General features: G+C 36.3%; 5 protein-coding genes and 1 pseudogene. All 6 read right to left on the bottom strand.

What is annotated here, in order from left to right; genetic code table 11:
- Window positions 1-115: 115 nt before the first annotated feature.
- The gene (locus C1X07_RS21670) at window positions 116-6,130 is read right to left on the bottom strand and encodes a T9SS type A sorting domain-containing protein (protein WP_103072143.1); all 6,015 of its coding nucleotides are present in this window, start codon (window positions 6,128-6,130) and stop codon (window positions 116-118) included.
- A gap of 10 nt (window positions 6,131-6,140) precedes the next feature.
- Window positions 6,141-8,243, bottom strand: coding sequence for a fibronectin type III domain-containing protein (locus C1X07_RS21665; RefSeq protein ID WP_103072142.1), 2,103 nt, complete (start codon window positions 8,241-8,243; stop codon window positions 6,141-6,143).
- Window positions 8,243-12,940, bottom strand: a complete 4,698-nt coding sequence (locus C1X07_RS21660; protein WP_128755354.1) for a hypothetical protein — start codon at window positions 12,938-12,940, stop codon at window positions 8,243-8,245. The genes C1X07_RS21665 and C1X07_RS21660 overlap by 1 nt, the downstream gene beginning before the upstream one ends.
- A gap of 70 nt (window positions 12,941-13,010) precedes the next feature.
- Complete coding sequence (locus C1X07_RS21655) at window positions 13,011-13,478, bottom strand: hypothetical protein (RefSeq protein WP_103072140.1); 468 nt, start codon at window positions 13,476-13,478, stop codon at window positions 13,011-13,013.
- A 94-nt stretch (window positions 13,479-13,572) separates the two neighbouring features.
- Complete coding sequence (locus C1X07_RS21650) at window positions 13,573-19,824, bottom strand: fibronectin type III domain-containing protein (protein ID WP_103072139.1); 6,252 nt, start codon at window positions 19,822-19,824, stop codon at window positions 13,573-13,575.
- A 3-nt stretch (window positions 19,825-19,827) separates the two neighbouring features.
- Window positions 19,828-21,246 (bottom strand): annotated as a pseudogene (locus C1X07_RS25120) (hypothetical protein); the annotation flags it as partial.

The raw sequence follows: 21,246 nt of genomic DNA, 5'->3' as shown, positions 1-21,246 counted from the left end.
TTTTTATACTATAATGTAAGCCCAGACGTAATTGATAGTTGAAGTATCCAAATTGTCTATTTTCGACAAGCTCAGATAGACAATTTGGACTCCTATTCTTACATAACAAACATCTTTACTCAATAATCAATTTTTTAACCTGACGAGCAGAAGCTGTTTCTAATAAAAGAAAATATACCCCTGAGGTTAACGATGACATATCATACTCAAAAGAATACGTATCCTTATCACTACCGCTACGAGAATCTATCAGTTGATTATTGACAATGTTATGTATCCTAAGGTGAACATCTTGTGATTTGGGCAAACTCACATCTACTGTAAACTTCCCTTTTGTTGGGTTAGGATAGATTAGATAATCAATATAACTATGAATTCCTTCTTCGTTTTCATCATCATCTTCTTCCTCTAGTGCCTTATCGATAATGATCACCTTTTTGGTCGTAGTGGCTTTACATAACCCAAGGTACGTCTGTAATGTAATCTCATACTCTCCTGGAGTATCAAAAGATAACTCTGCATAATTACCATCCTGATAACTTACTATGGCTTCCTCAGGGAATACCCATTCCAGGTAATCAGGAAAAGGATCACTATTATCTACAATTACAAAGGTATCTCCAGTATAGACATAGGTCGAAGCCCAAAACTGTGCGTCAATAACATCCGTAACCCTATCGACAAAAATGCTATCTACTGCCAGACATCCTTTACTATTGGTTACGATAACCTGATAGCTACCCGGATCACTAATCTCTATAGAAGGTGTTGTACTGCTATACCCATTAGATGAAGACCATTGGTAAGTAGCATTAGGATCTGTAATCGTTGCATTGATCTCAATGCGCTGATCTTTACATAAGGTAACATCTTCTCCCAGATCAACAATCAACTCTTCAGTATTGTCCAAAGTTATCTCGTGGGTGATCTGACAACCTTTGCTATCCGTAATCAAAACTGCATACGTTCCTGGACAGATAGCCTTAAGATCTCTTTGGACAGCACCGTTACTCCATTCATATGTGTAGGGCAATGTACCTCCTTCTACCCCGAGTAAAATGGATCCATCGCAGGCATTATAGCAAGAAGGCATGGTCAATATTGGAGATACTCCTAATGCTCCCGGAGCCGTAAGATGTATCTCATCGGTAAGGCTACATCCTCTGCTATCTGTAATCGTAACACTATAACTACCTACCATTACATTATCCAATCGATCACTGACAGCTCCTGTATTCCAAGCATACTGATAAGGAGAGGTTCCTCCTTTTATCTTAGGAATGATCGTCCAGTCATTTCCATCTCCACAATTGGTATAATCTACATCAAATATCATCTCCAGAGCGTCGGGCTGTTCTAATGTGTATACTGCACTGGTAACGGTATGCCCTATAGCATCTGTGACCTCAACATAATAGTCGCCGGATTCTATCTCATCTAGTACTGAGTGATCTGTACCTATTGGAGTATGTGTAGCCGCAATATACCATTGGTACTCATATTGTTTTGTACTGTTAAAAGGTCTTCCTCCTTTTGCTATAGCTTTAAGACTACCTGAATCTGTATTACCGGCACATAATACTACGCTAGCGGTTTGAATTGAGACTTCTAGTGCCGGAGGTTCGAATGTATCTACATCCTTAATCTCTAACTTACATTCATTACTATCAATTACTGTTAAAGAATACTTACCTGTTCCTGTATTACTGAGGACATTAGTGGTAGCGTTTTGGATCATCCCATTGTCATCTTTCCATTCATATGTATATGGAGAAGTACCTCCTTCAATATTTACTGTAATACTACCGTCATTTGCTCCATTTGTTGAAGGGTAAAATCGTATAATATTGCCAACTACATTTAATGCTTGGGGTTCTGTTACTGCTATCATTTTCTCATATTTACAATCATTTGCATCCGTTACTTTTAGGGTATAGTTACCTGCGCTAAGTCCATCAATATCTTGTGTATCTTCGCCATTACTCCACAAATACCTATATGGTGCCACGCCACCCTGAATCGTGACATCTATTTTTCCGTTGGTGTTTGTTGCACATTTTAGATGGGTTACCGTTTCAGTAAACTTTAATTCCTCTGGTTCTTCTACTGTATATGTATCACTATGGGTATTTTGATTATCATCTGTAACAATCACAGTATATGTTCCTGCCACTACGGTAGAAGGGGTATTGGCTGTGGTAAACAGCACTATATCCGGTTTTGTATGATGGTACCATTGATAAACATACTCCCCAACACCCCCTGAGGTCGTCGTAACCAATGGTACCTTTGTTTGTTCTCCTGCACATCTAATTTGTTGATCTGCTGCTAATGGTGTTATTTTTACTTCTAATTTTTCTGGTTCTTCAATTTCTATAGTAGTGTAGATCGAACATTGATTACTATCCACTACCGAGAGTTGATAGGTACCTTTCTTTAGTTCATATATATCCTCGCTTGATGCGGTGTATACAGGATCATCCAGATTGCTCCACTCATAGCTATAAGGTTTTGTCCCTCCTGTAATATCCAGAGTAATACTACCATTTTGTGTTTGGTATCCTGTGAGACCTGTTGCTACAACATTAGAAATCGATAAAGAAGCTTCCGGTTGTTGTATCGTTACCTCTAGCGAAGTTGTACACAGGTTATCATCAACAACCACTACTTTATAGTTACCTGCTTTTATCCCGGTAAGATCTTCTGTTGCTGCCGTAAAATCGGGGTCATCTACCTTGGTCCAGCTATAAGCATAAGGCAGATATACCCCGGTATCCGGATCCTTAGGACCTCCTGTCACTGTAATATCAATACTTCCGGTAGCCTCGTCATAGCATGATAGATCGGTTTGAGTGGTCAGTATTACCTTAAGGTCTTCTGGTTCTGTAAGATTCAAGGTAGTCTCGGCGGTGGCTCCCTGAGTATCTTTAACCACCACTTTATACGTACCTGCTCCCAGTTCTTTAAGACTATTCAAAGAAACATCCGTATTCAATGCGGTATCTACTGTGTTTTCTACCTTGTACCATCTGTACTCAAAATCTGAAGGCACTGATTCTATTGGATATCCACCAGATACGGTCGCCTTTAACTCTCCCAAGGCATCATCATGACATAAAACAGGATTAGTTACGGTGATATCTACCCCAATCGGTAATGGTTCTCTTATCTCGAATATTTTTTGAACCATGCAATTGTTCCCATCTGTAACAGAAACAGTATATGATCCTGATGATAGATTAGTGATATCCTTATCGCTGCTTACAAAAGTTACATCATCTTGTTTACTCCATAAAAAACTATAAGGATCTACCCCTCCTGCAACATCAATTGATATACCCCCATTAGTTCCATCTACTGTGGTAACGTCTACTAATGAAGCCTGAGAAACAATAATTTTATCGGGTTGTGTAATGGTTGCGGATATTGCATTAGCTATCTTGCGTCCTTTGGCATCTTGTAACCACACATGATAATCTCTGGCTGCTAATCCCTCTATAGTGTTATTAGTAAGATCATCTACAGAAATATAGGTCTCCTCATTATCTATAGAAAAAGAATATGGAGGTGTTCCTCCCTGAGGGTTTAGCACTATTTCTCCTGTATTTGCATTAAAACAAGGAACATCTACCGTTGAAACCGTAAGGTTGATAGGATCAGTGATTTCTACAGATTGTGATACCCTCTTACAATCATTTGCATCTATGACTGTTAATGTGTATGTTCCTGCAATTAATTTTTTAACATGTAATGTGTAGACTCCTGTATCAACTTCAGTAAGTTCACCGCGATATGAAATAGGAGCTCCATTTCTTCTCCATAATAGTGTTTTATACTCAGGAACCCCTCCTTTAATTTCCATTTTAATTTCCCCTTTATTATCTCCAGAGACAGTATTGTGAGTAACTTCTATAGGTTTAAATCTAATTTTGGGTGGAGCCTTAATCACTATAGACTTAGAAATAGCTGATATACATTTCTCTTCACTTCTGTCCTTTACTCGAAAAGTATATGTGCGCCCCTCTATACTTCCGTATAGCTCAAATGTATTGCTGACTTGCCAATGCCAACCCCCAAGATCTTTGACTCCAAAATAATATTTTTTAGATCCTCCTGTTGCCGAAATTTTAACTTCGGCTTTACGATTATGACATCGTATGGTTTTTTTTACCTCAATATTTGTGATCTTTATAGGATCGGGTATATTATCAAATTCAATATTTGTTTTTTCTTTCCAACCCAATCTCTTATCGGTTACGATGACTGCATAGTTTCCTTTTCTACCTATAACTGTAGGGCTTTCACTATAAGGTATTGCATTTCTTTTCCATTTAAATTTATATGGAGGGTAACCTCCTTTGATATTGACAATTCTTAATTTCCCATTTGCTTCAGAACAAGACGGATCTTGTTTCTCTATATCAAAAGTAATGGGAGCAGGAGCTTTAATCTCTGGTAGCTTTATTTCAGAAATACATCCTGAACTATTATCCGTATATCTGATTATATGGTTTCCTGCGGGTAGATTTGGTATTTCAAAACCATTGGTGTAGGCGGTATAATCAATAGCACTCGAAGGAGAACCATGCAACATCAACCTTGCAGTATAATAATCTCCCATAACGCTATTAAAAGGAGTACCTCCACTAACCGAGGAGAATACAATTTTGCCATCAGTTTTTTGGGGAGCTCCAGGATGGGTGATTAACTCTATTTTATGAGTTATTTGTGTAGCACCGCTAATAGTGACTCCTATCCTTTTGGGATTGCCCTGAGCATCTAACGCCAAACATTGATTAGTCTTTTTTCTAACCTGAACACTATAGGTATTAGGTGCCAGCCCAGTTACTTCTTTTTCTGGTCCTGTAAAGGAAGTAGCCGTAGCCCAATTATTGAAAGAATATTCATAATCTCCTGCACCACCAGAAGTTATCTTTATTTTCACCTTCCCATTATCAGTACCATAACAGGTTTGATGCCCGGTAGTTTCTGCTGTAAAATCTACAGGATCAGGAGCTTCCACCTCAAACTCATATTCATACATTTCACAAAAAGGATTAGCACTATCTCCTCCTCTGGTATATCCAGTTACTTCAATTTTGTATTGTCCAGCTATAAGTTCTTTGCCAGAAGTTGGTTGCCAATTATAAGAATATTTACGTGGTAACCAAGGTGAGCTTGGTAATACTACACCAAATTGCTGAATATTAATATTATTATCATAAGAAACGTATGTCGTTTCATGATCTAGTTTCCTTAATAAATTAATATCTACAGCCTCAAAATTATGAATCTGCCTTTTAAAATACATTCTTATACCGGCTGATTTACTGTAAGAACACTCAAGCGGTAGTATTTCCGGTTTTTGGGCTACTTTTGGTGCCGTTGGCAGATATTTAATCGTGAGTTCATTTGTGACTGCTCTATTTTTATTACAACTGGGGTTAAGTCGAACCCTTATGTTTTTATTAATGGCTTTTCTCCGATCTTTGGTATCAAGGTACAAATCACTAAGTTTAAGAAAAATAGTTTTTTCCCCGTTCTTATTAAGAATTGGTTTCCATGTTGCAGGAGTATCTATAACATCAAGGAATTCCCAATTATAAAGACCTCCCAATAAACTGAATCCAGAAGTTGCTTGAATCCCAATTTCTTTATCACTACATGCAATAGAATTAGTTGTGCTAATAAAATTCAACTCCATATTAGGAGTTAAAGATATGATCGCCTCTCCTTTAATATCAGGATGATATATATCACTTTTTTTATATTCTTTGTAATGACAATTAGAAAAAATATACGCTGGCTTTTTTGGATTAAATGTACTACAACCCAACCAATTTTGTTGTCTTGCTATTGTGTGAAATTTAACTTCTATTATTTTCTTTTGTACACTGTATGTTCTAACTATTCTATAATTTTTATTTAATACAGGTGTTTTTTTGGAAAAAACTTCTTCTTCGGCTCCATCCGCAAAATGAATTACAATTTTTTTTAATCCAATATCTCCTCCCCAAAAACAATTAGATTTACCATTACCTACCTTACCATCGATAGTAATAGTATACGTCTGTGCATAAGCACCAAGTGAAATAAACACTATTATAAAAACGAGTATTATTCTTTTCATATCCTTTGCTTTAATATTCTACTTCTATTTTTTTTATTGGAGATTTTGCTCTGGAGCCAAATACGGCTTGTAACAAATAGGTGTATTTGGTATTGATGATCAACTGCTTATCTGTAAATCGACTTTGACTCTTATCAAACACTTTGTATAGTGTAGGTTGTTTTCCTTCTTCAGCCTTATACATCATAAACTCTATCACATCAGGTGATCTGTATTTCCAGTTGATTGCGATTTGTTTTTCTTCTCGGTTTACTATTGCAGTAAACCTGTCGATTTTTGGTTTTTGCTTATTATCGGGTAGGCTGATTGTTAGTGGAGTCACGGGTTCTGATTCTAATCCAGAATCATCCATAGTAACCAAAGTATATAGATAGGTAATTCCGGGGGTCGCAGTGGTATCTGAAAACTCATCTTGGGGATAATCAGCTTCTGTTACCAACTGCCAGGGGCCTTCTTTTCCTTTTTCTTTTCTATATACTAAGGTTCTTATGGCATCAATGCTACTGCTAGTAATCCAGGATAATTCTACTACTCCCTGATCTGCTTTAAAAGATTTAAAAACAGGTTTTGTTGGGGGAACTATATCTGGTTTTTTAAGCATTAATACTTCTGAAAAATCAGAGGGGTTATATCGCTTATCAAAGGCTTGTACTTTGTAGTAAATCTTGCTATTAAGTGTTTCAATATTAATGGTATCTATAATTTTACTATCGGGTATGGGCTTAAAAGTAATCTGGGTGTATTCTTCGTTCTCCATATTGGCTCTAAAAACACGATAGCCTAAAAAATCTGCCTCAGTATTGGCAGTCCAATTGAGCTGGACGACTCCTGTAGAGTCAATCACCCCCCGTAGCCCAATTGGATCTGCCGGTGGAGTACTATCAGACGGCTGTATCATCTTTGGGAAAGAAATACGTTTTGTGCCGTCGACTCCAACTGCTGTTATGGTAAAATAATTGATTGCATCCAGATTCTTGAATTCTAGCTGTCTGGTGTCTTTGGGGATATTAGCCACCACTACCTGATAGTTCTCTTTAATCTGATCTGATCTGTTTAACTCAAAATAAGCCACAGATGCTAATCCTTCTTCAGGGAACTCCCAGCTAATTACTGCACTACTGTTATCATCCATCAATCTGGCTTGAGTAATAGAAGGATTGTGTTGTAATGCTTTTACTCCTTTTGCCTTGACTACATTTGATGCAGGACCCACCTCTCCAAAGGGTGATACTCCTTTTATACGGTAATGGTATTCTTTATTGTTTTGTGATAGACTATCGATATAAAACATACGATCCGAAGGATTCTTCTTGCGCTCGTTTAGGTTGACAACTGGTCTATCACTCAAGGGATGGTAGGTACTTCCATTATCCTCGGATCGTTCTATAATGTAGTTGGTATATTCTCGTTTTAATAATTTGAAATTCCAACTTAACATGATGTTTTTATCTCCAGAGATCCCAACAAAATCTTGTGGCTCGGGTAATGGGCGATAATCACTTAACCCAAGGTATACCCCTCCGAATTTTACTTCCATTTTTTCCTGAGGGATGGCTGTATATACCTTATACAAATATCGCTCACCCGGTTTTACATCTGTATCAACATAAGCTAATCCGGCATACTTTGCTACCTCATAATCCTGATCTGATGCAAATAGTGTAAAAGAAAAACGTTGCTCTAGGGCTTTTGCCTGATTAACGATACTCATAATATCATTGCCTCCTTCTTCTAAGGATACATTAAAATCCTCGCCATAGATGGCTTGGGCAGCAATAGCAGCATTATCATTGTTTGTCACAAAATCCTCCCAATCCATCATCGGTCTGGGAACTATAGGATTTGAAGTAAGTTTTTTGATAATAGGTTCTTTTACTATTTCATCGCCTATAGCTATTGTTCTTCTCTCAATGATGTATCCGTAGGTATTGGCATGTTTCCAACCCAAGGGGGTATTGGCTGACCATCGAAGCATGATGGCATCTTTGGTAGCAGTACCGATAACCTTTACTGCTGGCTCTTCATCTCCTATAGGGTCTTGCGCTCTTCCCTGATAAGGAAGTAAAAAAACAACCAGTCCTACTGTATATATGTATGTTAGTAATTTATTCATTATTCGTAGATAGGATTGGTGAATTTTATGGTCTGATCTCCTCCGTTGGTTACCTGTCCTGGTAGTACATACCGCAGTTTGGTTTTGTACTTTCCTTTTCGTATTACTGGAAAAGATTCTATAATCAATTTCCTGTATTGAGGCATAGTCTCCCAGAGTAGATTAGAGCTCACTAATTGGTATCTCAAATCTTCATAATCCTGATAGAAATACTGAGCAAGGTTATATCGGTAAGGATTATACAAGCTAGTTTCACCAGTGTAACCATTTTCTAAATAAGTAAGATACCATGACATGGGCTCTACTCCTTCTACCGGAGGAACACTTATCTTATCTGTATCTCTACTGACTGAGATTGTACCACCTATAGGATAATTTTGATATAGTAATGGATAGATTTCATTTTGGTAATACGAATTGTCCATAATAGCCCTAGCCACAATTAATGGTTTGTTACCAGAGTATTTATTACCTGCTAATTCTGCCAGATCAAAAGGTTCTAATGGGTCTATTGCGGTTAATAGCGTAAGACCATAAGGATAGGTAACATGTTTATACAAATCTTTGTTGCCTTTCATAGCTCTTATCTTCTTATCAAAAGTGGTATATTGACTGGTACTAAAATCAAAAGCTAGTAGTGCTCTTTCTTCTCCTTTTATAACCACTTCTTCTGCTGCTCTTGATTTTATCTCTACTTCATTACCTGATTCATCACCACCAATTTTTTGTGTGGTATAGCTCTCTGTTACATTATCAGAACCATTATCTTCTTGGGGTACCAACTTTATTTTTACATTATAATTGGTTTGTGTAGCTATTCCTTCAGGGATATTGAATGTAACTTGTTTATTGGCTGTATTATAACCAAACGAAGTATCTAATGATATTCCGGTATTGGTACTCATGGTCATTGTCTTACCCCAATCATTTGTACCATCAAACAGATATGATTGCCCACGTTTTAGATTAATGTATCCTTTGTTATACTCTTTGGTAAAAAAGTTTTTTTGATTTACCATAGGGTACATAAAAGCAATATTGCTTAGAGGTATAGATTCTGGAGCGGTTCCAGTAGTAAAGTTCACTTCTTTGGATTCTGTAGTTATCTTTCCCTGGTCTTTTATAGTTTCCCATTTCCCTCCTACATATTCTTCAAAATGTACTTGAACATAGGCTTTAAGGCTTGTGTTAGGGGGTAATATCTCATGAGAATAAAAAGTCGCAATATCATTATTAGTATTCCACTCGATTTTACCAGCTATGGGCTGCCCATTTTTTGTGACTTCAAACTTATCCATGAGTATTCGATACTTACGATCCTCTGTTCCACTACGCAATTCGAATACTTTATTGATTTGTAAATTAAAAGGTACTTGTGGTGCTACAAATACATCTACATCGGTAGTTCCTTCTTTTGGTGACATATCACCTATTACAGTAATTCCTTCTAGTGCTCCTTCATTAATGATTTCACATTTTTCTCCCAGTTCTACTTTAAAGTTGAATCGCCCTTTTATTAATCCTCCTAACACATTATAGCTTCCTCCCAGATGTCCACTAAGCCATGAGGGGTTTGGTAATTTGGTTTGCATAAGCAGGGCTCCTCCTCCTGAGAAGATTGTAATTTTCTTTTTCTTTCCGAATAATTTAAACCTCATCCCTACATCTCCTTGCAGATAGGCATAGGATTGCCCATTGGCATACCAACCATTTAATCCTATCTGCTCAGAAGAACCCTTACATTGGGCTTCTCCATAATCTTTGAGCATAATATCAAAACCTATTCCTGCATTGAATTTTGCATAAAAAATAAGGAAGCGCAGATCACCTGTACTCATACTCCAATCGGCACCAAACGCCAACCCTTTACCCGAATCGAGCATATTAAGATCTCGGGCATACTCTAGTTTTGATGTATCAGTTCCTAGTATGTTTGCCACTATATCCGGTGGTGACGGGCTCCCGGGAATATTATCTCCTGTCATAAAATAGCTCTTACTATTTACATTTACCCCACCTATATCTATTGTTACCCCTAGTGGATCAGTGGGGGTTCCTACCAAAATATGCCATTGTCCTTGTCCGGCATAAAAATCCATCCATCCGGCACGACCATTGGGTCCTCGACCTTTTAGTGGTCCAAAATTGACATATACCTCTGAGTTGGCGTGAAAGACATCGTTTACAAAATCATATCTTATAAAAACATCAGCACTCATGGACGCATCAGAACTTGGTTTAGGTATATCAGCACCATCAGCCAAATATCCTAGTTGATCTTCTATTTGATCATAAAAATCTGTAGGTAGACCGGTTAGCATTTCGCCATGTCCCTTAAAATAAACGTCTTGTAGTCCTCCTGACTTAAGAAATACCATCCCCAATTCGAGGGTTGCATGGAATAGTTCTTCTGAATTTTGAGTGGTTATTCCTACAGAGGCTTTCATCCCAAAACCACTCTCTTTACTTGGTTCATAAACAACTCCAGATAATGAAGCTCCCACCTGACTATACGCTGCGTTTGCATCATTGGTCATTCCTGCCATCTTCATCCGGTTATGAAATCCGCCTCCGAATTTGTTTAATGCAAACCCCGGATAGATAGGAATACCTTGCGGTAATGTTGTACTGGCATCTACAAACCAATATCTAAAATCCGGAGTTCGCCCAAACAATGCTTTTGCTTCTACCTCCAGACTCATCCCAGCGGTAAGCTTAGCCCCTACCGTTCCTGCAAACCCGGTTCCATAAGTCGCATCATCCTCAAAAATCATGAGGGCTCCTTTAAGTTCCAAACCTGTGATATCCATCTGTAAGGCTATTTTCTCCAAGTCAATTCCATCATATTTCCAGTGATCTCGACCTTCGGTTTCATCTAAAACACTTTTGATGGCTAGTTTGGCTCCTCCTCCATTACCTCCATCCGTTTCGGATGTCAGGTTAATACTAAAATCAAAAACAAGGTCTGCTTGATTTCCCGAAGGTGTTTTAAGCCCTATTTCATTGACTGTAATAGGAAAGTCTGCTAATTTCATATCACCCTGATATCCAAAATAGCCTACAGAAAATTTTGGAGATTCTGTTTGCAATACCATTTCTTCGAATACTATTCCTTTGAAATCGACTGTACTTTTTTGAACATCTGGAGAAGCATTTTGTTCTTTACCCAAGCCGGATACAATACTCACTGAGCCGTTAAGGTTTGCTTTAGGTCTAAATTTATCATCCTTGACCTTCATTTCTATATAAGAGTCTTTGGTCAGCGTAACATTGGCATTCCACACATCAAAGCTTATATCTTTGGTACTCTCTACAGTAAGACTATATTCATCTGGTTGAATGATTGCACTATACTTTACCTTATCTACTTTTGACACAGGTAGTACAATTTCTCCGGCAAATTCTCCTGCTTTTAATTTGTTTACTTCTATGTCTAGTAAAAAATGATCTAATGAAAAATCCCATCCAGAGGCCGTCCCTTCTTCTAAGGTAAATATATTATCTCCGGTAAATTTACCGGTAACTCCTTGTGCATCTATAATCAAATCAGTAGCTCCAAAAGCAATACGCTTATCATCATTCTTTTTTTCAAAAGCTTTGGGCAATACGACTTCTAATGTATTAATGTATACTCCTCGCCATAAATTAGTACGCTCACTATAGTGCTTATCTAAGTAAGCTGTTGGTGTCGCTTCATCGTTACGTAAATCACTAAAATCAAATACTGCTTCACCAGGTCTAAATGTGGTTCCTTCTAATCCTGTGATTCCGAACTCAGGAAGCGTAATATTAACCACCATATCGTTCCAGTCACTAGCGACAATCTTAAAGTCACTTTCTACATATCCTGTCTTCTTTTTACCATCTTTATCTACCGGAAATACTAATCCATTAGTAAATTTAATATTGGCATCTATCCCAAACTCCTTAAATCCAAAACAATCGATCGTAGCGTAAGTACCAGGTTCGTTAAAACCTCCATTTAACGTAAGAAGTATAGCACCACTATTAATATTGGTAGTGAATTGCGAAATCAAATTCAATTTGGCAGCCCCGATAATTCCTCCTTCATGTGAGAGTTTAATATTTGAAGCTCCAAGAATCAATACATTATTTTCTTCTTTGGTAGTTGTAGTATCGTTTGACGGAGATGTACTTTCTGGAAACTCTACCTTAAGAAAAACAGTCAATTCTGTAAATGATGGTTTAAAAACTGCTTTTGCTATTCCTACTGTATAGGTTACATTGCTAATTGTTTTTGGCTTAATAGCAACTGGCAATTCACTTAAATCTTCACTGGTTAATTCTTTGATGTAATTCTCGGTTTCGTCAATTGTTTTAAAGACATTTTGAGCCATTTCAAGCCATTTTTTATCCTGAGTGGCGTTAATTCCATTAAACTGAAATCCTTCTTTGGTTTCTAATAATCCAAATGTTTTTTTACTGGGGTTTACTGGGATATCAAATTGATTCAATGATTTAAAGTCTCTAAGTACTTTTGCCTGGTATTTTTTAGATATTTGTTTGTTATCAACAGTAGTAACATCTGTATATAGACTATCTTTTACGGGCTCTGTTTTCTCTTCCTTTTTATCATTGGTTTCATTAACCATAGAAAAAGATATGTCTCTTGCTAACATATTTGTTGTATGCAAACAAAGACATACGAATAGTGTTAATTGTAGTATTTTATTCATAAGCTGGGACTAAATTATCTTAACAACTGTGTGACATTATTTTTATAGTTTCTCCTGTTTATAATCCAGGTTATACATCTGTGGTTTCTGTGTTTGGGAACAGAGCAACTTCTGGGTTACTTTTTGCCTTGTTAACCAATATGGCTAATTCATAGCCAAAATTTACTTCTTCCCAATTTTCATCTGTATCACATGGTAATAAGACTCCTTCATGTTCATTCATATATTCTACTTTTACCAGGCTGAATCCTTCATGAAACACTTCAAAAAGACTAGGGTCATTTACAGACCAATTTTCGTGGCATTCTACATGTATAGATTCTGTGATTTCTACCATTTCATCTTTTAGAAAGAGGTAGTTTCTATTTTCTAAACTCAATATGGCATATAATGAACCTTCCAAAATATCATATATCCCAACCACATTCTCTACTCCTCTATCGGTTGATAGTGTTTGTTCATTTTCTGTGATAAGCTCTTTCAATGCTCTGAAATAGATTACCTTTTTTGTGTTTAAAAACCTGTTTAGTTGTTTCATGTGTTTATCCTATATTATTTTAGATGGCACATAGAACTCACCAAATAATCATTCTTGTGCGTATCAAAAATTCTTGTTATGGCTCGTTTCATTTCTATCTCATTCTGTATTTATGAAGAACCTTTACAAAGGCATCAAACTCTTCTGTACTTATTTGGTTTTGATTTTTTGCTTTTTCGAAGAAATTGTAAAAGTTATCCCCTAACTGTTGTTTGGTAGCTCCTGAAGTTTTTGAAGCTCCATTTGCTATTGCCTCGTATATTTCATCTAGTTGTGATGGAGTTGCATTATTCAAATCAATATCTTTTTTACGTGATATGGACTTTTTTAATCCATCAAATGTTGCCCCCCACTTATCTCCTTTACCGGTTTGAACATAGGTGATGTCATTTCTTTTAAAAATCCATTCCAGAAAATCATCTGGTGTTATATGTTTATATTCTATGGTTAATGTCCTTCTTTTTTCAAATACTGTTTTGGCTACTTCTTCTATTTTTTTCCCTTCTTGTAGCAATCTTTCTTTTAAATTTGCCAAGCCTGTTACTTTAGAATCATATTCGTTTCTTAAAGTTCCTTTGGCAATAGAGTTTCGTAATACCTCAAGGTTCTTGCTACGTACATTGTTTTTCCAAGCATCGAGTAGATTTTCATTTTTAAGTGTTTTGAAAGTATCATCGGTAGCACTGGCAAAATCTTCTATAAACTGTGATTTTAGAGCTTTATCCAATTTGGTAAAGCTGAGTCGCAGGTCAGGGAATTTTTTGAGTCGGATTTGCATATCCCGAGCACTTGTTATTTTAAATCCAATAATGCCATCGGTATTTCTTAGAATTTCCATTCCTCTATACTTACCAACTACGGTTGTACCTTGTGTTTGACCTAATACTACGTTTTTTAGCAACTTACCATCCTTATTAATTCTGGCTATCTCTACCTTAGACCCATCACTGGTCTTATAAGATGCTTTGACTTGTCCATTTTTTGTTCCGCCAAAGACAACAGGAGTATCAGCATCAAACATTTTATCCATCTTATTCAAGCCATCAATAATCTTTTGTTTGCTGGCAGGAGCACCTTCTGCCAACAATTTTCGAAGACCATCAAATGAGTTTGTATTTTGATATTGAAATCTGGTACTCACCCTTACTAAAACCTCTAGGTTTTCCGATTTCACTCGTATTTGAGGTGACATACCCAATACTCCCCATGCCTTTATATAGTTATGTCTTTGTGTTGTGGTAGCTTGTTTAAAAAGCGTTTCCAGTTTTTTGCTTTTATTTAAATCCTGTACAATATTATAAGGTAAATCATCTTTCCAGTTTGCAGGAACTTTTTTTCCTCTCAGGCTTTCTAAGTCAGAAATAGCTTTAGTTATTCTTTCTTTTAAACTGTTTATTTTGGATAAAGACCTTCCTTTTTTTAGATAGTAGTCAATATATCTGTAGGTTATTTCGTTGCTTGCAAGTGCTATTTTTTCATCAATTTTTAACCTATCAAGATCGTCCAAAACCCCTGACACAGGTGGAGGATCAGGAAAAGCTCCCCTATTGTCATACACACCTTGTAATGTTGGCGAGGTATTTAATTTACTTATGTACATCCCTCCATCTATTCCAATACGTATTACGGAATATAATAAGGTGTAATCACTAATTTTTTGGGCTAGTTCTGGACTCAGAACATCGGTATCACTTAGTGCAGTACCAGTTAAGCTGGCCATACTTGCACTTAAATCTAATATTGTAACGGCTTTCTGAATTCCTCTGGCTCCTTTTGCCAAGGCACCGACTCCACTAGCAATAGTAAGTCCATCTAGGGCTGCAACAATACTGTGAGCTACTGTCTGGTTTGTTGCAGACACATCAGCAAACATAAGTACAATGGCTGGAGCTAAACTCTTTTCTGCACTATTACCTTCCAATCCTTTAACTACATCTATGTTTGATTTATTTACAAAAAAGACAAAATCAAAGGGTCGCATTGGTTCTTTGGTACGAAATACCTCTTCTGGAAAATACAACCCTCTTTTTTCCTGTTGTATTCCTACAAAAGTTCCTGTTTCTGAGTCATATCTAACATCAATATCATTATATGGTTCACTCCATTCTTTAAAGTACCTATTATATTGTGTCGGATTTAATGGATTGGCCTCAATAGCAGTAATCGCGGCTCTCTTAATTATATTTTGATATTCTAATATAAATGTTCTGCCGTCTATATTTTTAAATACAGATCGCAACCTTTCCTGATGAAGTTCTGTGGCTTGTAATGCTAGTATAGCAAACGCATTAATAAGTCTAACCCTATTGTTATCACCACTAAGGAAGCCTAATACTTTATCATCAACCTTATGAAAAATTTGCTTGTATAGATATTTTTTTGGGTTATAAATATTTGGAGCCTCTAAACCTTGAATTACGTCTGAGGAATTTTTTGGATTTATGTTTTCTATAAGTCTTAAAACACCTTCTTCACTATGCTGAGATAGATCGCCCATTTCAAAAATCCCCTCATGTGCCATTCTGGATAATATCCTGATAACATGCTTTGATTCTAGTGTTTTAATATCTTCTGCTGTAGCGAAGTTTAACATTTTAACCAACTCGCGATTATCCATCGTATCTACAACATCCACATTATTTCTGATCTCTTGTAATGCATTATATACAGATGGAATTTCCTGATCCATTGTCTGTTGTAAAAAAGCCAAATATTCTAGGAGGAATTCTATTTTGGTATCCGGAATCTGTACTCCTGGTTTATCTGTACAAAGATTGGATGCCATAGGGTCAACATACCCTGTATCACAATCACAATACTTATCTGATAAAAACTTTATAAATTTGTATGTTTTAGCTGTGCTATATAGAGGGTTACTACATATTTCATTTTTATTCCACTTATCAAATAATTTGCTGGTGGCGTTATCTACCAATACAGGAAATGCCGCTTTTAACTCTGCTATCTTGTTACGAATAAAAACATCAGCGCTACCCGAATTGTAAATATATTCTTTGTACGTTTTTTTAGCTATATTATCAGTAATGACAAATTTATCAGAACCATAACTCTTATAATTATCCACTTTAACCGAAGCATAAATCCCTCCTGCGGGTCTTGGAAACTCATAGATCTTCTTTAGCTTGTTAGTTTTACTACTATCGTATTTGGGCATTGGTTTGTCAAAAGTCCTTACCAATCGTGCTAATACAAAGTCTTTTCCGTCATAAGACATAATGATGGGAGTAGAAGAATCCATACCGGCTTTATATTGAGAACTATCAAACTTTATGGGGTTTTCTTTGCCTGCGAAATACCCTAGCAAGTTTGCTGAACCATCATCTAAAAATTGCACTTTTGCCTCATAGGTTCTTCCATCAATTTTAAAACTTTTGAGTGTTCCCGGAGTAAAATTCATGAATCGTCTTAAATCTCCTTGCAAAGACTCTCCATAATACCCGTAGTAAAACTGTACATTGGCAACATCTTCTGGTACGACTATTAACTCTCCCGTAGGCGTTAAAAATGAAAAAGTATTGTTCTTTCCAGAATTTCCGCCAATACCAGTATCTTTGAAGTATGCAGTACTACTATAATCTATGTCAACCTCATTTTCTCTAAATTCATATATCCTAATTCCGGAGTCATGGATTTTCTCCCAATCCATATGGTTAAGGATTGATTCATTACTATAATCCATTAAGAAATTAGTAGCATTTTTAGCGGTACCATACTCTTTAAAGGCAAGGTCCAAACCAAATACCCCATGCCCTAATATGCGGGCGGCAGTTATAGCATCATCTTCTGCTTTATTAAACACATAGCCAAACTGGTTTTTATGCGGCATAAAACCTTCTAATTCTGGTAATGATGGTGAGTCTGATCCTTTAATATTGGTAATAAAAATGTAGTAGGCTTTTTTATTATAATCACCATGGGTCATAAAGTATCTATTAATAGCAGATGTCTCTGGGCTATACCCTGTTAATGCTTCACTATCTCCAACATCGATTCTACTTGGTACACCACCTAATCTCCACACATCATCGGGCATATTCAAACGATCTCCAGTGGTTACATTAAACTTGATACCTGCTTTGCTATAAATCTCTTCTATCTTCGTTTCTACCTCACGATTTATTACAGCATCATTTACAGGTATCAATACCACCTTAACATCATCAAATTCCTGACCTCCTAAATGTACTAGATTAAGTACTCCTGCAATGGTTTGTTTCCCTCCTTCTTCTTTGGGTTTTACGGTGGCCAGAATTTTTGTTTTGGCACCATCAAATGCCTTTTTTAAAGTAAGTGTAGCTGTATTGCCATTCCATGTTGCTGGAATCAATATTCCTCTTTCAGTTTTGAAAACGATATCTTCTGTGGTAGCAGAATCATCTATAAAATCAGCTTTGGCAAGAACAATATCATTACCATTTAGGTCGGATATCGCTTTAAAAGGAGGAGAGTAGGTTCCTCCTCCTTTTTTGGGAATTGAAGGATACAAGCCTTCTTTGCCTAGTGCTTCTTCTGCTCCTTTAGGTAGTTGATCAAAATGGTAATATCCTGATTCTTTAAATGTAACTAATACATTGGTAGCAGAAATCTGAAAAACGTCATCATCCGTTACTCCGTCTGTATTACTTCCGCTAGGAATTCCTCCTTCTGCAATTTCTCCATAATCCTGAACATCGCCTTCTTCATTTACTGTCCAAACTTTATCATTGCTATCTACAACTTCAACATCACTACCTTCGGGAAGAACTGCTTCTTCACCATTAACTCCAGTAACTATAACAGCACCATTTTCGTCTACGGTAATACTTTCTATCTGAAAACCAACCTGTGTTTGATTTATTCCTCCTTCTTCTTCACTAATCACTTCTACAACTTCAGTACTAATATCTACTGTCATTGTTTCTCCTTCACCATACTCTGGATCATACAATGTGATGATTTCTCCTTCTGCTAATTGGTTTTCTGAATTGATCAGAATATTATCGAACTTTACTCCAAAATTGGCATATTTCAGATAGGGTATTTTCACATATCCTCGTCCTGTAATTCGTCCACTGGATTGACTTTCTATCTCTACAATAGTAATCACAAAATCTCCTGCTGTTATGCGGCTACCGATCTGCAATCCTGGATGTGGCTCTCGATTGGTGACAGCAATCGCATCGGGTACAATACCACAATTATAATTTGCGGTTTCATCTTCTGTGAGTTCTGTAGTTACTTCCTGAACTTCAGAATAAGAACCGTATTGATACTTACATTTTCCTTTTACTTTATACTCATATGTTGTACCTGGTTTGAGATCCCATATAGTAGCCCAACCACTATTGGTACGTTTAGTAAACCAATATGCATTGGGTTTATTGGCTTCTCTATAAGCTATGGTATACTCTTGGAATATTGATATGTCTTCGTCCCAAAAAACATTAATTTTTGATATTCCTTTGGATTCTGCATATACATTAATAGGTATATCGCAAGGAGATGTTCTAGAAAACCAAAAGACCTCACTTTTTCCTTCATTTTTAAACAAACCTATTTCTTCGGCACCTTGCAGTGCTTTTGCCTGTACTCGCCAGGCATATCTTTTCTCTGGCAATAGCAGTGGTTGAGAAGGACCATAAACAAACGAAGTTGATCTAGTCGTAGTTTCAAAAATTGGAGGAACCGATAAAAAAGCCGTTTGTGGATCTACAGTATCGTCCCAGATCTCTACGATACTAAATTCATATTCTACATTGCTTACGTTAATATGTCTTGGTGTCCACTGAAAAACTATATTATCAATCTCGGTAACTTCAATATTGCTTCCTTTAAAAGGAAGATTTAATATAGGGGGCTCATTTTTAAATATATAAACAGTCGAACAACTCTTAGATGATAAACGATGACCTGTTGAAAAATCAAAAACTTCAAAACAGAACTGATAACTCCCTTCAGGAATGGTGCTACCATATACATTAGCATTGATTCCTTGTATATTTTGAAGTTCAAAGTATGGAGCCAACTGTGCGTTTTTGAGTTCCAAGGTTTCTGCTCCGCTAACCAACAGTACTGGGGCTCCTATTACCACATCCTTGCTTTGAAAAGAAATTCCATTTCCTTCAAAAGAAACTTTTAATCGTATTTGTTCATTAGAGATAGTAACATCACTAAGTAATAATTTGACGTTTATGGGACTGTTGATAGTTGTAGCATCCGCATAATTGTATAGGTTAACTGGAGCTGGTGAATTAACCTGAGGAATAACAGTTATTGGGTATTGCTGTGCTATAGCTTGACCAAAGCTATACAATAAAATCAATAGAGTAAGTAATCGTTTCTTCATAGGTTAGTTTTTTTCGATATATCTTAATTCGAATGTATTGGGGTTTGTATAATTAAGAGATTTTTTAAGATAGAAATCAATAATTTGTGTAATCATATACAACTGAAGCTTTTGATCTCCTTCCTTCTTATCTACCATACGGAATATGTTATCTTTTTCTTGCTCCATGATCTCTTTGAGGTACTCATCAGGATGCTCTACTTTGTTTAAGGTGGTATAACTTTTTATGATCGGAAGTGTCCAACGATGCCCTATCAATCTCGCTAAAGCATTTTTAGAATTTTGTTGAAGCTCTACATACCTCTTTTTTAACTCTGGCGTTACTGCTTCTAATTCTTCCTTGGTTTTACCATGTAAGCTATGATTATCAACAGCAATTTTTGCTTTTACAAAACCTTTTTCAAAAGCATAATCCAGACGTTGCATATCTTTTCTTAGCTCAATGAGTACTTCAAAAACCAATCTGTTATATCCAGCAAGGAAATCCTCGTAGCTATACAGTTCTTTTAAAAAAGTAATGGCTTTTGGCTTATACTCATCTGCTTTTCTTTCATCTGCTACAGCCAGTCGTAGTATGGTTAGTTCTCGTCTTTTATACTCAGGAATATGATCAAAACTCAAATGGTTCTGAATATCAGCCAATTTTGCATCAATTTCGCCCATAGTACCTTGATACAATGAATCCCGATATCTAAACTGGAGTACTTCTTTATTCTTAGGCTTTTTACTTCTTTTGACCTTTTCTTTTTTACCTTTTCTCTTCCAATTAGATAGTCTTATCTTAGGATTAAACTTATCAAAAGTATAATTATACCCAAATGTTGCTGTAAAATCCCGACTACTAGATGTTATTGCATTTCTAAATTGTGCTAGTAGATTAAGGTTAAAATTATGTTTCTTTTTGTAGGTATAATTACTCCCGAGCCTTATGTTAGTTACTTCGCCTTGCTTTTCACCATTACTATTACTTTGATTATAGCTTATCGAACCTGTAGTTCTCAACTTTTTATCAAAATACTTTTTACCTACAGTTATCATAGGACCATAGGTTAAGCTATTATCTACACCTATGGTACTGTAACTCACATTTACAGCAGCCGAAATATTAAGATCTGATTCTGGGTATCCTATTGTATATGATGTGTTACCATTGTAAAAATTAGAATCTCCATTTTCTACTGTACGACCATCTTGCCTGTTTTCGGCATTTTGAAAAGACAGCGCCATATTTAGGTTTTGCTTCTTGGCTTCTGTATCTTTTAAAATGTAATTGACATTAAGATTTGCATTTTGAGAAATTTGTTGGAAGTTTAAAGTATCCAGATTATCTCCCTGAGAAACTTCATTGATGTAATCAAACTGATTCTTGATATTGGTAAACGACTGAAAATTAGAATATCCCCCTGTAATATTTAATTTCTC

Origin of the sequence: Aquimarina sediminis (genome assembly GCF_002895435.1) — a bacterium.
GTDB classification, from domain to species: Bacteria; Bacteroidota; Bacteroidia; order Flavobacteriales; family Flavobacteriaceae; genus Aquimarina; species Aquimarina sediminis.
Note: the sequence above shows the minus strand (reverse complement) of the source record. Positions and strands in the feature narration are given on the sequence as shown.

What these genes read in the sequence shown, in the direction of transcription:
- C1X07_RS21670 (WP_103072143.1), bottom strand. Translation starts at nt 6,130, where the DNA reads ATGAAAAGAATAATACTCGTTTTTATAATAGTGTTTATTTCACTTGGT.
- C1X07_RS21665 (WP_103072142.1), bottom strand. Translation starts at nt 8,243, where the DNA reads ATGAATAAATTACTAACATACATATATACAGTAGGACTGGTTGTTTTT.
- C1X07_RS21660 (WP_128755354.1), bottom strand. Translation starts at nt 12,940, where the DNA reads ATGAATAAAATACTACAATTAACACTATTCGTATGTCTTTGTTTGCAT.
- C1X07_RS21655 (WP_103072140.1), bottom strand. Translation starts at nt 13,478, where the DNA reads ATGAAACAACTAAACAGGTTTTTAAACACAAAAAAGGTAATCTATTTC.
- C1X07_RS21650 (WP_103072139.1), bottom strand. Translation starts at nt 19,824, where the DNA reads ATGAAGAAACGATTACTTACTCTATTGATTTTATTGTATAGCTTTGGT.